The 12933-nt window shown below is 78.1% G+C and carries 9 protein-coding genes; 4 read left to right on the top strand and 5 right to left on the bottom strand.

The genetic code is table 11. The features are described 5' to 3' along the window. Positions 1-13 precede the first annotated feature (13 nt). Positions 14-2401 carry a serine/threonine-protein kinase gene (locus tag LY71_RS24480; RefSeq protein WP_211297295.1) on the bottom strand — a complete coding sequence of 796 codons (2388 nt, stop codon included), beginning with the start codon at positions 2399-2401 and terminating at the stop codon, positions 14-16. Between the two features lie 225 nt (positions 2402-2626). Further along, entirely contained in the window at positions 2627-4999 is a 2373-nt protein-coding gene (locus LY71_RS12030; RefSeq protein ID WP_106277747.1) for a serine/threonine-protein kinase, read from the bottom strand. Positions 5000-5190: 191 nt separating this feature from the next. Here LY71_RS12030 and LY71_RS12025 point away from each other — a divergent pair, with 191 nt between their 5' ends. After that, positions 5191-5997, top strand: coding sequence for an SDR family oxidoreductase (locus LY71_RS12025; RefSeq protein ID WP_106277745.1), 807 nt, complete (start codon positions 5191-5193; stop codon positions 5995-5997). Positions 5998-6000: 3 nt separating this feature from the next. Here the strand turns inward: LY71_RS12025 and LY71_RS12020 are convergent, their stop codons facing one another. From LY71_RS12020 to LY71_RS12010, 3 genes are all read right to left on the bottom strand, one after another. Next, complete coding sequence (locus LY71_RS12020; RefSeq protein ID WP_281261603.1) at positions 6001-7515, bottom strand: FAD-dependent oxidoreductase; 1515 nt, start codon at positions 7513-7515, stop codon at positions 6001-6003. 27 nt (positions 7516-7542) lie between these two features. Continuing rightward, positions 7543-8490 carry a GGDEF domain-containing protein gene (locus tag LY71_RS12015; protein WP_146146127.1) on the bottom strand — a complete coding sequence of 316 codons (948 nt, stop codon included), beginning with the start codon at positions 8488-8490 and terminating at the stop codon, positions 7543-7545. Positions 8491-8574: 84 nt separating this feature from the next. Further along, the gene (locus tag LY71_RS12010) at positions 8575-9516 is read right to left on the bottom strand and encodes a S1C family serine protease (protein WP_106277740.1); all 942 of its coding nucleotides are present in this window, start codon (positions 9514-9516) and stop codon (positions 8575-8577) included. A 271-nt stretch (positions 9517-9787) separates the two neighbouring features. On the opposite strand from LY71_RS12010, the gene LY71_RS12005 reads away from it, so the two are divergent. The 3 genes from LY71_RS12005 to LY71_RS11995 are packed head-to-tail and all read left to right on the top strand — an operon-like array spanning position 9788 to position 12880. Continuing rightward, complete coding sequence (locus LY71_RS12005) at positions 9788-10924, top strand: carboxylate-amine ligase (RefSeq protein WP_170121326.1); 1137 nt, start codon at positions 9788-9790, stop codon at positions 10922-10924. Beyond that, positions 10924-12195 (top strand): erythromycin esterase family protein, encoded by a 1272-nt coding sequence (locus LY71_RS12000; protein WP_106277738.1) that lies wholly within the window; start codon positions 10924-10926, stop codon positions 12193-12195. Before LY71_RS12005 ends, LY71_RS12000 begins: the two co-directional genes overlap by 1 nt. 4 nt (positions 12196-12199) lie before the next feature. After that, the gene (locus LY71_RS11995; RefSeq protein ID WP_106277737.1) at positions 12200-12880 is read left to right on the top strand and encodes an alpha/beta hydrolase; all 681 of its coding nucleotides are present in this window, start codon (positions 12200-12202) and stop codon (positions 12878-12880) included. The last annotated feature ends 53 nt before the right edge of the window (positions 12881-12933 follow it).

The raw sequence follows: 12933 nt of genomic DNA, 5'->3' as shown, positions 1-12933 counted from the left end.
GCACTGCACGCACTCAGGCGCCGGGCTCGCCGTCCGCTGGACCCGTGTCGACCGGCGGCTGTTCCCCACCGGCCGGTGGAGCTCCGTCGTCCGGTGGTTCCTCGGCGTCGCCGGTGGTGGTGTCCGGGGACCCGCCCGTCGGACCCTCGCTCGCGTCGTCGGTGGACGGCCCCGCGGACGTCGAGGGGGGCGTGGTGGTCGGGGCCGTGGTGGTCGGGCTGGTGGTGGTCGGTGCCGTGGTGGTGGTCGGGCTGGTGGTGGGGGCTGTGGTGGTCGGGCTGGTGGTGGTCGGTGCCGTGGTGGTGGTCCGTGCCGTCGTGGTCGGTGCCGTGGTGGCCGGGTTCGTGGTGGTCGGGGCAGGCGTGGTGGTGGTCGGTGCGGTGGTGGTGGTGGTGGCCGTGGTGGTCGCTGCGGTGGTGGGGTGCGTCGTGGTCGGTCTGGTGGTCGGGCTCGTGGTGGTCGGGCTCGTGGTGGTGGGGGCCGTGCCGGCCGGGCTCGTGGTGGCCGGGGGCGGGGTGGCGGTCGTCGGGTCCTCGACGAAGTCCTGGGCCTCCTCCAACGTCTTGGGGTCGGGTGCCCGGTCCGCCTCACCGGTGGTCCCTCGCGGCCGTTCCACGATCTGCCCGTCGATCTCGACGACGACCAGGACCTCGACGACCACGACCGCCGGCGTCACCTCGACCACGACGTCGTCGGAGAACGCCGGCCACGCCGCGTCCTCGTACTCCGGGGACGGACGGGGTGCGGGCGGGTCGAGCGGGTTGCCGCACGCGCAGCGCACCTGCGGTGAGCCGTACTCGTCGACGAGGACCGCGGTCCCGGCCTGGAGCACCGACTGGAACGGCGTCGCCCGGCCACCCTCGAACCCGTGGTTGGTCACGGCGGTGTCGAAGCGGAGCACCACCGGCGTCAGTCGGTCGATGTAGGCGCCGATCTCGGTGGGTGCGATGTCCTGCGCGTCCGCCCAGGCGGCCGCCTCGCTGGGGTGGGTCTCGAGGAACTCGGTCAGCGCTGCCTTGTCACACACCTCCGCTCCCGTCCCGCCGTAGAGGCCGGGCTGGTCGCCGTACACGCCCTCCGGCGGCGCGGTCGACGGAGGATCGGGCGGGGGCGCCTGCTCGCCCATCTGGCCTCCGGCCTCGGGCGTGGGGACGTGGAACGGGTGGTCGCCGGGGTCGTCGATCGCCTCGGTGGCCACCGCGGTGCCCTCACCGAGGAGCTGTGCCGCGACCACTCCGCCCGCGGCGGCGGCGGCGACCGCGAGGGCGACCAGGGCTGCCGTGAGACGCCGCCGGGCCGGCCGCGTCCCCGCCGGCCGCCGCGCAGCGCGGGGCCCGTCGGGCGGTGGCGACGCCGTCCCGGTGGCGGTCGGGGGCAGGCCTCCCTCGGAGCGGGCCGCCGGGACCAGGGTCGGAGGCGGTGGTGGGAACGCGGCGGCCCCGTACCCACCGGTCGTCGACGCTGCAGGCGGCACCGGAGGCGGTGGCGTCAGGGGCGGTCGGGCCGGGGGCGGCGGGGTCGTGGTCGGCGGCGCGCCCCCGACGGGCCCGACCGGCGTCCGGACGTGGTCGTCGCCCAGCGCCGCCCGGGCCGCCCAGGCCAGCGCTCCCGCGCTCGGGTACCGGGCCTCGGGGTCCTTGGCCATCCCGCGGGCGATGACCGTGTCCAGTGCCCGGGGCAGGGAGGGCACCGTCTCCGACGGCCGTGGCGGCTCGCGGTAGAGGTGCGCCGCGCACAGCGCGGCCGGTTCGGAGGTGGGGAACGGCGGCTGGCCGATGAGGAGCTGGTGGAGCAAGCAGGCCAGGGAGTAGACGTCGACGCGGTGGTCGGTCGGGCCGTCGCCCAGGCGCTCCGGTGCGACGTACTCCAGGGTCCCGACGAACATGCCGGTCCGGGTCAGCGAGCCGGTCGTCCGCCCTCCGGTGGTCCCGGCGATGCCGAAGTCGACCAGGTAGCAGTGCGGGACCGTCCCCGTGCCGGTCACCAGCACGTTCGACGGCTTGACGTCGCGGTGGACGATCCCGGCCGCGTGCGCGGCGTCCAGCGCCGCCGCCACCTGCTCGACGACGGTGACGGCCAGGTCGGCCGGGAACGGCCCCTCCTGCTCGAGGAGCTCGGACAGGTCCCGGCCGTCGACCAGGCGCATGTCGAGGTAGAGCCGGCCGTCGATCTCGCCGAAGTCGTGGATGGGGACGACGTGTGCCTCGTTGAGCCGGGCCGCGCCGTTGCACTCCCGGTAGAAGCGGGCGCGGAACTGCTCGTCGTCGGCCAGCTCGGGGAGGAGTCGCTTGAGCGCCACCACCCGCCCCCGGCGGGTGTCCCAGGCGCGGTGGACCTCGCCCATGCCGCCCCGGCCGAGCAGCTCGAGCAGCTCGTACGGACCGAAGGTCTCCGGGTTCACGGGTGGACCTCCCGGGTGGTGCTGACGGCAAGGTGCTGCGCCGGACGCGGAGTCTCCGGAGCACCCGGCGCCCGTGTCCACCCACCCGGGCGCCGTCCGGGCCACCGTGGAGCGGCCCCGGCGTGGGCCACCAGGGGGTCGCGACACGGCTGCAGCGGGTGAGGAGGAGGGGTCCGTCACGACCGACGGGGACGCCGGCCGTCCTCCGGGCTCCACACGCGCCGGTCAGGGAGTGGACGTTCCTCCGGTGGACGTCGTGGTCGCCGGCTCCTCGGTCGGTTGCTCGGTCGGTTGCTCGGTCGGTTGCTCCGTCGGTTCCTCCGTGGGCGACTCCTCGGCCGGGGACTGCCCGGTCGTCGTCTCCTCGGTCGGTTCCTCCGGGGACTCGTCGGTGGGTGTGTCCTCGGTGCGGGCCGGCTGGTCGCTGGGCGTCTCCCCGGTCGGCGTCGGCTGATCGCCCGGCTCCTCGGCCGGCGCCTCGCTCGGCTCCTCGCTCGGCTCCTCGGCGGGTGTCTCGCCCGGTGCCTCGTCGTCGCCGTCCGGTGTCGCGGTGTCCGGCTCGCCGGTGTCGTCCTGGCCGGTGTCGTCCTGGCCGGGTTCGCCCTGACCCGGGGCGTCCTGGCCGCCGTCGCTCCGGCCGGTGTCGCCTCGGCCCGGGTCGTCCTGGCCCGTGCTGCCCGGGTCCGGCGGCTCCTCGCCGGCCGGTCCCTCCGTGCCGGGGCCCGGTGCCGTCGTCCTGCCCGCGCCGGTGTCCCCGTCGAACGCGCGGGCGCGCTCGGCCAGCGTGGCGTCGACCGGCTGGTCGGTGTCGCCCGTGGTGTGCACGGGCCGCGCCACGACCGCGCCGGTCGTCGTATCCGCGAGCACCAGCGCCGACAGCGGCGCGGGGCTGCGCTCCACCACGACCACCGCCCCTGGCGCGAAGCCGGGCCACGGCTCGCCCTCGTACTCGGGGGACGGGCGGTCGGCGGGCGGCTGCAGGGGGTTGCCGCAGATGCAGCGGACCTGCGGGACGCCCGAGTCGTCGACCAGCACGGCGGTGCCGGCCTGCAGCACGGACTGGAACGGGACGGCCTGCCCGTCGGCGAACCCGTGGTTGGTGACGGCGGTGTCGAAGCGGAGCACCACCGGGGTCAGGGACGCCAGGTAGGTGTCGATCCCGTCGGTCGGGATGCTCTCCACGGCGGCGAACGCAGCGCCCCGGTCGGGGTGCGCGGCGAGGAACGCGGCCATGCCGGCGGCGTCGCAGACCTCGGCCCCGGACCCGCCGTAGAGACCGGGCCGGTCACCCGGCACCGTGCCGCCCGCCGCCGCCGCCGCGGCCGGCGTGCCGGCCCCCGATCCCGAGGCCCCGGGCCCTGCTCCCGAGGCCCCGGCCCCTGATCCCGAGGTGTCGGTCCCCGATGGGGACTCCGCGGTCCCGGCCGCGGACCCGTCCGTTGGGCCGGTGGTGCCCTGGGTCGGGTCCGCGGTGCCCTGCGACGGCTCGGCGGTGCTCCCGCTGGGGTCGGCGGTGCCCGGGGTGGGGTCGGCGCTGCCCGGCGGCGCCGGCACGAAGGGGTCCTCGCCGGGCTCGTCGGAGGGTTCCACGACGACCGGCGTCGAGGTCGCCGCGCTGGAGTCGTCCGAGGCCAGCCGGACCGCGGCCACCCCGCCCGCGGTGCTCAACGCCACCGCGCCGGCGATCAGCGCCGCGGCGAGGCCCCGTCGGCGTCCGGACCACCGCCCCGGCGGGCGGTGCCGCGGGCCGCGGACCGCCGCCGCGGCACCACGCGACGCCGCTGCCCCCACCGCGGCACCGCGCGACGCCGCTGCCCCCGCCACGGCACCGCGCGACGCCGCCGCGCCGGCCGGGGCCGGCGCGGCCACCACCCGCGCCGGGATGGTGTCGGCCGCCGGACGCAGCGCCGCCCGGGCGGCACCGGCGAGCTCGCCGGCGCTGGCGAAGCGCCGGCCGGGGTCCGCGGCCGTCCCCCGCGCCACCACCTCGTCCAGCGCCCCCGGCAGCGCGCCGGCGCGCCGGGAGTCGCCCGGCGGCCGGCCGGTGACCGCCTCGTGGAGGAGGGCCGCCAGCGCGGAGACGTCGGCCCGGCGGTCGGTGGTCCTGCCTCCGACGGCGCCGGCGAGGCCGAAGCCGGACAGGTGGGCGTCGGGGCGGTCGGGGTGCCCGGACAGCAGGACGTCGGCCGCCCGGATCTCGCCGTGCACGATCCCCGCGGCGTGCGCCGCGTCGAGCGCCGCGGCCACCTGGCCGACGACGTCGACCGCGAGCGCGGCCGGCAGGGGACCCTCGGCGGCGAGCACCGCCGCCAGCGACCGGCCGTCGACCAGCTGGCTGTCGACGTAGAGCCGGCCGTCGACCTCGCCGATCTCGTGCACGGCGAGGACGTGCGGCTCGTCCAGTTGCGCGACGGCGGCACACACCTGCTGGAAGCGGGCGCGGAAGCGGGGGTCGGCGCTGAGCGCGGGGGAGACCAGCTCGAGCGCGACGGCGCGCGAGCGGCGGGTGTCCCAGGCGCGGTACACCTCGCCGGTGCGTCCGCGGCCGAGCAGCTCGTCGAGCTCGTAGGGGCCGAGGGTCTGGGGGCTCAGGAGCATCTCCCGGGGGGAGCCGGAGCGACGGGGGGCTCCGTCCTCCGCGAGTGTCGGCCGCGACCGGCTGGCCTGCCACCCGGTCGTGCAACGCGCGGTCGACCGCAGCGGGCGGTCGCGGCGGCACTGCGCACGGTGAGACGCGGACGGTGAGACGTCGTCCGGCGGCGGGCGGCCCGCGCCCCCAGCATGGGCACATGACGGATGCACCGGGCCGCGTCGCGGTCGTCACCGGGTCGGAGTCGGGGATCGGGCGGGCGGTGGCGGTCGCGCTCGCCGAGCAGGGCTGCGACGTCGGGATCACCTGGTACCGCGACGAGGCGCACGCGCAGGGCACCGCCGAGGAGGTGCGCTCGCGCGGTCGCCGGGCCGAGGTCCGCCCGGTCGACCTCACCCAGCTGCCCGGCGCCGCCGCCGTCGTCGACGAGTTGGCCGACGCGCTGGGCGGCATCGACGTCCTGGTCAACGACGCCGGCACCGGCCACTCGACGCTGATCCTGGACACCGACTACGAGACCTGGCGCGAGGTCGTGGCCACCGACCTCGACGCGGCGTTCCTCTGCCTGCAGCGCGCCGCGCGGCGCATGGTGGCGGCGGGTCGCGGCGGGCGGATCGTCAACGTCACCAGCGTCCACGAGCACCAGCCGCGCGTCGGCGCGGCCGCCTACTGCGCGGCCAAGGGCGGCCTCGGCCTGCTCACCCGGGTGGCGGCGATCGAGCTGGCCGAGCACGGCATCACCGTCAACGCCGTCGCGCCGGGGGAGATCGCCACGCCGATGACCGGCCAGGAGGACGAGGACCCGACCGCACCGGGCCACGAGCGCCCCGGCGTCCCGGTCGGCCGGCCCGGCGACGCGCACGAGGTGGCCGCCGTGGTGGCCTTCCTCGCCTCGCCGGCGGCCTCCTACGTCACCGGTTCCTCCTACGCCGTGGACGGCGGCATGCTGCAGATGGGCCCGATGGCCGGCTCCCACCTCACCGGCGACGACTGGCGCCGCCCGTAGCGCTCAGCCGGCCAGGAGCTCGAGCAGGCGGGCGCGGTCGGGACCGGGGGAGCGCGGCGGCGGCCCGGGCGAGGTGGCGGCCACCCGCTCGCGCACCGCGGGCCGGGCCAGGACCTCGGCTAGCGGCGCCAGGCACAGCCGGTACTCCAGCATCGCGCGGAAGAGGTCGGCGTCCTGCACCGCCGCAGCGAGGAAGGACGCCGGCCCCGGGGGTGGCGGTGGAGCCGGCCGCCCCTCCCGGGCGGCGGCCATCTCCGCGAGCCGGACCCGGTCCTCGGCCAGTTGCTCCTCGACGAAGGGCGCCACCGTGGCCTCGGTGGCCGCGTCGAACGCCGCCGCGAGGTCGGCGGGCCGGTCCAGGTGCCCGGCGACCGCGGTGCGGAGCAGTGCCGTGTGCAGGAGGCCGACCGACAGGCCCCGCCCGGCCGAGGGGTTGGTGCAGGCCCAGGCGTCCCCGACGGCGGCGAACCCGGTGACCACCGGACGACCGTCCACGACGAATCGGCGGGCGCAGTCGAGTCCTCCGGCCATCGCCAGCACGCCGCCGAGCGGGCGCCCGTCGAGCCAGTGCGCCTGCCGGGGACACGCCGCGAGCACCCGGTCGAACGCCGCGGGCTCGCGCAGCGCCCGGAGCGGGGTGTCCCCGGTCTGGCCGAAGAAGGTCACCGACCAGGTGTCGGAGTCCCCGACGAGGGTGAGGACCGAGATGCTGCCCAGCGGGTACAGCGGCGGGCCGAGCACGGCGGGCGCCCGCGGCCCGGTGAGGTACCGCGTGTAGTAGACGAACCCGGAGTCCTGCGCCCGTGTCCGCGGCGGGCCGGCGCCGAGGTCGGCCAGCCAGCCGGCCGAGCGCGTCCGCCGGCCGGTCGCGTCGACGACGAGGTCGGCGCGCAGGTCCTCGCCCGCCGTCGTCCGGACCCCGCCGGCGTGCGGCACGCCCGGCAGCGCCGAGGGCCCGGGCAGCAGTCCCGCCACCCCGACGCCGCGACGGACGGTGACCCCGGGGGTGTCCTCGGCGGCCACCGCCACGGCCGACTCGACGACCGGCCGCCGTCCGGTGACGCTGCGCAGCCGCTCGTCGCCCTCCCGCGGGATGCGGTCGGCGAGGGAGGGCGGCATCGCGGTGAGCCGGTCGACCCAGACGCAGCCGGCCTCCAGCAGGCGTGCGGTCAGGCCGGGCAGCTGCTCGTCCGCGACGGCGCGGAAGCGGGCGTGCAGGGTGTGCGGCTGCCGGAACTGGGCCACGCCGCGGCGGCGCCAGGCCTCCCACGCCTCGGCGGGCGTCGCGGGCGCGGCGTCGGGGTCGGCCTCCAGGACGGTCACCTCGTGCCCGTCCCGGGCCAGCACCGCGGCGGCGCACAGCCCGATCACGCTGCCGCCGCAGACCACCACCGAGGCCATGTCCGCCTCCTCGCGCCGAGGTCGGTCCCCGTGGTCGCGTGCAGGCTCCTCCCGGCGCGCCGGGGCGGGGACGGCTGCGGCCGCGGTGTCCTCGGCCCCGGGCGCGTCGGCACGCAGCGCCGGACGGGCGTGACCGACCGGGGCTCAGTCCACCGTCGTCGGGCGCCGCGCCGGGCGGGCGGCCTTCCGGCGGTAGAGGTCGGCGTCGGCCCGGGCGAGCACCTCGTCGAGGTCCTCCCCGGGGCAGGCGGTGGCCGTCCCGGCCGACCAGGCGCCCGCGGAGGCGGCGCGCAGCCGGTCGAGCAGTTCGGCGGTGGCCGCGGCGTCGCTGCCGGGCAGGCACAGGACGAACTCGTCCCCGCCCAGCCGGCCGAGCAGGTCCGAGCGGCGCAGCTCCCGGCGCCAGCCGGCCGTGAGCGAGCGCAGCAGCGCGTCGCCGGCGGCGTGGCCCTCGGTGTCGTTGACCACCTTGAAGTCGTCGAGGTCGAGCAGCGCGACGGTGACCGGCTGCCCGGCGCGCCCGGCAGCGGCCAGCAGCCGGCCGGCGCCGTCGGCCCACGAGCGGCGGTTGGCCACCCCGGTGAGCGGGTCGGTGCCGGCCGCGCGGCGCAGCGCCCCGGTCTGGCGCACCTGCGCCTCGGTGAGCACGGCGGTGGCGGCGACGGCGGTCAGCCAGGGGGTGGCGACGTCCGACGGCGCCGCGGCCAGGACCCCGGCGGAGACGACGGCGACCGCGCCGGCCGCGTGCAGGCGGGCCTGCGCCGCGGGCAGCACGTGTCCGGCGAGCACGCCGGTGGCCACCAGCGCGGGGCCGAGCCCGACGACGCCGACCGCGGTGGCCGACTGCCAGGCCAGCACGGCGGTGAGCCCGCCGAACAGCGCGAGCGCGGCGTGCACGGCACCCCCGGGCAGCCGGTCGCGGCCCAGCCACAGCCCGCCGGCGGCCAGGCCGCCGAGGAGGGCGAGGACGGCCAGCAGCGCCACCGGCGTGCGGGCGTCCATCGGTCGCAGCGCGCCCGCGGCGCACAGCGCGGCCGCGCAGCCGTACAGCAGCGCGAGCAGGCCCAGCGCGCCCCTGCGGTCCCCGTGCACCGGTGTCTCCCTCCGTCGCCGGGGCATCGTCGCCCGGCGGTGCGACCTGGAGGGTGCCACGGGCGGTCCCACCCGGAGGAGGGGTCAGCCCGTCAGCTCCGTGGGGACGGCGATCACGTCGACCATGGCGCCGCGCCGGAAGACCGTCACCGGCAGCGGCCGGCCCACCGCCTCGGCGAACAGCAGCCGCTGCAGGCTCTGCGCCTCGGCCACGGGCGAGCGGGCCGCCTCGAGCACCAGGTCGCCGGCGCGCAGCCCCGCGCGGTCGGCCGGTGACCCGGCGACGACGTCGACCACCCGCAGCCCGCGCTTCCGGCCGGTGCGCTCGGCCAGCTCGGCCGGCAGCGGTGCCGGGCTGCTCACCAGGCCCAGGTAGGCCCGCCGCACCCGGCCGTCGCGCACGAGGGCGGCGATGATCCGGCGGGTGGTGTCGTTGACCGGCACGGCCAGCCCCAGCCCCCACCCGGCGACGGCGGTGTTGATGCCGACCACCCGGCTGGCGGCGTCGGCGAGCGCACCGCCGGAGTTGCCCGGGTTGAGCGCGGCGTCGGTCTGGATGACGTCCTCGACCACGCGCGCGGTCCGCCCGTCACGGGTGGGCAGCGACCGGCCCAGGCCGCTGACGACGCCGGCGGTGACCGACCCGGCCAGCCCGAGCGGGTTGCCGACGGCGACGACGAGCTGGCCGACCCGCAGCGCGGCGGCGTCGCCGAGCACGGCCGGTTCGGGGGCGCCGGCGGTGGCGCGGACGACGGCGAGGTCGGACAGCGGGTCGGTGCCCACGACCTCGACCGGCGTCTCGGTGCCGTCGCCGAACACCGCCCGCCCGGTGCGGGCCCGGCCGACGACGTGCGCGTTGGTGAGCAGCAGGCCGTCACCGGGGACGACCACCGCCGAGCCCGCGCCGGCCCGGCCGTCGGGCGCGGTGACCTGCAGGGCGGCCACGTGCGGGGTGAGGTCGGCGGCCACCGCGGTGACCACCTGCGAGTAGGCGTCCAGCGCCGCGTCGGTGTCCGGTCGGGTCACGACGCACCTCCTTGATTACACCGTTGCACCGACCAGTGGACGCCCACGCGGGCCGACGCGGCCACCCCTGTCGCTACGCCGAGAGCGATCAGGTCCTCCCGCGCCCGGTCGTGCTCTGCCCCGCCGGTGTGGGCAGAGCACGAGGCGCGTCTCGAGCTCTGCCCCGGGGTTGGGGGCAGAGCACGACCGTGTTGGTCAGCAGGTGCGGCGGGGGAGCGGCGGCCGTAGCGTCGGCCTGCCCGGCGACCCGGGACCGGCACCGAGGAGGGGCGTGCGCACCGACGGCCTGCAGACCGAGGGCGCCGCGGTCGGGCGCACCCTCGGCGTCGAGGAGGAGTTCCACCTCGTCGACCCCGACACCCTGGAGCTGACCCCGGGCCCGCGCGCGTCGGCCGCCGCGCTCGCCGGCGAGGCGGGGGCGCGGGTGCACCCGGAGATCTCGACCACCCAGCTGGAGATCGCCACCGGCGTGTGCACGACGCTGGAGCAGGTCCGGTCCGAGCTGGTGGCCGCCCGTGCCGAGGCGGCCGAGGCGGCGGAACGCGACGGCCTGCTCCTGCTGGCGGCCTCCACCCACCCGTGGAGCTCGTGGCACACCATGCCGATGACGCCGGGGGAGCGGTACGAGGCGATGGTCGGCCGCTGGGCGGGCCTGGCGCGGCAGCAGGACATCTGCGGCTGCCACGTCCACGTCGGCGTCCCCGACCTCGACACCGCCGTCGCCGTGCTCGACCGGGCCCGCCCGTACCTGCCGGTGCTGCTGGCGATGACCGGCAGCTCGCCGTTCCACGACGGCGTGGACACCGGCTACGAGTCCTCGCGCACGCTGTGGTGGACCCGCTTCCCGCACGCCGGCGCGCCCGAGCCCCTCGGGACCGCCGACGGCTACCGCCGGGTGCTGGCCGGGCTGGTGGCCAGCGGCGTGGTCGAGGACGGCTCGCACCTGTACTGGGACGTGCGGCCCTCGGCCCGGCTGCCCACGATCGAGTTCCGGCTGGCCGACGTGTGCACCACCCTCGACGACGCCGTCCTGCACGCCGCGCTGGTCCGCTCGCTGGTGCGGGTGCTCGCCGGCCGGGCCGCCCGCGGCGAGCCGGTGCCCGGGGTCCGCCCCGAGCTGCTGCGCGCCGCGCGGTGGCGGGCCGCCCGCTCGGGCCTGTCCGGCCCGCTGTTCGACCCGCTGCGCGGCGAGCTGGTCGACCCGCGCGAGGCGGTGGAGGCGCTGCTGGCCGAGCTCGCCGGCGACCTCGCCGACGCCGGCGAGGAGGACGAGGTCCGCGCGATGGTGCAGGAGCTGCTCGGCCGGGGTACCTCGGCGGCGCGGCAGCGGAGCACCTGGCTGCGCACGGGGGACCGCCGCGCGGTCGCCGAGCAGGTCGTCCGCGAGGGCGCGGCCGGGAGGACCTGATGGACGGACTCGGGGGAGTGGCCCGCCCGCTGCGCGACGCCGCCGACCTCGACCCGCTGCTCGAGCGGATCGGGGACGCGCGCGTCGTGGCGGTCGGCGAGGCCAGCCACGGCACGCACGAGTACTATGCCTGGCGCGCGGCGCTCACCCGCCGGCTCGTCGAGGAGCGCGGCTTCGGCCTGGTCGCCGTGGAGGGCGACTGGCCCGACTGCGCCCGGGTCGACCGCAGCGTGCGGCTGCGGCCCGGCGGCGCCGAGGACCCGCGGACGGCGCTGGACGCGATCTCCCGCTGGCCGACGTGGATGTGGGCCAACGACGACGTCGTCGACTTCTGCCGCTTGCTGCGGGCGCACAACGCGGCCCGCCCCGAGGCCGAGCGGGTGCGCTTCGCCGGCCTGGACGTCTACAGCCTCTGGGACTCGATGCACGAGCTGCTGGCGTGGGTCGGGGAGCACGAGCCCGACCACGTGGGCGCGGCGCGGCAGGCGCTGCGCTGCTTCGAGCCGTTCGGGGAGGACGGCGCCGAGTACGCCTTCGCGCAGCGCTTCGCGCCGGCGGCCTGCGAGGCGACCGTCGTCGAGCTGCTGCACCGGCTGTGCGAGGCGCGCGGCGCGGACGACGACCCCGACGACCGGTTCGCCGCCGAGCAGAACGCCGCGGTCGTCGTCGGCGCCGAGCGGTACTACCGGGCGATGGTGGCCGGGTCGGCGGAGTCGTGGAACGTCCGCGACGTGCACATGGCCGACACCCTCGACCGGCTGCTGGCGCACACCGGCGCGAAGGCCGTCGTCTGGGAGCACAACACGCACGTCGGCGACGCCCGGGCCACCGACATGGCCGACGCCGGGATGACGAACCTGGGCCGGCTGCTGCGCGAGCGGCACGGTGCCGACGACGTCGTCCTGGTCGGGTTCGGCGGGCACCGCGGCGGCGTGGTCGCGGGCCGCGAGTGGGGCGCGCAGGTGGAGCGGATGACCGTGCCGCCTGCCCGCGAGGGCAGCCTCGAGGCCCTGCTGCACCGCGAGCTCGGCCGGGACGCGCTGGTGGTCGTCCCGGGCGGGCAGCGCCCGGCCTGGCTCGACGAGCGGCTCGGGCACCGGGCCATCGGCGTCGTGTACCGGCCCGAGCGCGAGCGCTGGGGCAACTACGTGCCCACGGTGCTCGGCGAGCGCTACGACGCCTTCCTGTGGCTGGAGGAGACGACCCCGCTGCAGCCGCTGCACCTCGAGCAGCCCGACGAGAACGTGCCGCCCGCGGCCCACGCGGTGTGAGCCGGTGACGCGTCCTGCCGACGAGGGCCTGCTCGACGCGCGGCCCGGCACCGACCCGCCCGGCCCGCCGCTGCCGCCCGGCACCACCGCCCTCGACCTCGGCGGACAGGCCGAGGCGCTGGTCGCCGTCCCGCCCGGACCACCCGGGCCGCGGCCGCTGCTGGTGTTCTGCCACGGCGCCGGGGGCTCGGCCGGGCAGTCGCTGGCCGCGGTGGGCGCGGTGGCCGCCGACCGCGGGGTCGCGGTGCTGGCGACCACCTCCGTCGCCGCCACCTGGGACCTGCTGGCCGGCGGGCTCGGCCGCGACGTCGCCGTCCTCGACGCGGCCCTCGAGCAGGTGACCGACCGGCTCGCGGTCACCCGGACGGCGCTGAGCGGGTTCTCCGACGGCGGCTCGTACGCGCTGTCGCTGGGGCTGGCCAACGGCGGCCTGTTCGAGGCGCTGCTGGCCTTCTCGCCCGGCTTCGTCGCACCGCCCGGGCGGGAGGGCCGGCCGCGGGTGTGGATCGCGCACGGCACGCACGACCGGGTGCTGCCGGTGGCACGCTGCGGCCGCCGGGTGGCGCAGAGCCTCACCGCGGCCGGCTACGACGTCGTCTACGAGGAGTTCGACGGCGGCCACGTGGTGACCCCCGCCCTCGTCACCGCCGCCCTCGACACGTGGCTCGGCCCGCCCGGCTGCTGAAGGACCCCCCTGCTCCCCACCGCTCGCGAGCTCGCGGCGGGCCCCTGCAGGGG

The organism is Geodermatophilus tzadiensis (assembly GCF_003002915.1).
Lineage (GTDB): Bacteria > Actinomycetota > Actinomycetes > Mycobacteriales > Geodermatophilaceae > Geodermatophilus > Geodermatophilus tzadiensis.
The sequence above is the reverse complement of the archived record's forward strand: the minus strand, read 5'-3'. Positions and strand labels throughout refer to the sequence as shown.

Coding starts and splice junctions, on each gene's coding strand:
- LY71_RS12030 (WP_106277747.1), bottom strand. CDS start 4,999: ATGCTCCTGAGCCCCCAGACCCTCGGCCCCTACGAGCTCGACGAGCTG.
- LY71_RS12025 (WP_106277745.1), top strand. CDS start 5,191: ATGACGGATGCACCGGGCCGCGTCGCGGTCGTCACCGGGTCGGAGTCG.
- LY71_RS12000 (WP_106277738.1), top strand. CDS start 10,924: ATGGACGGACTCGGGGGAGTGGCCCGCCCGCTGCGCGACGCCGCCGAC.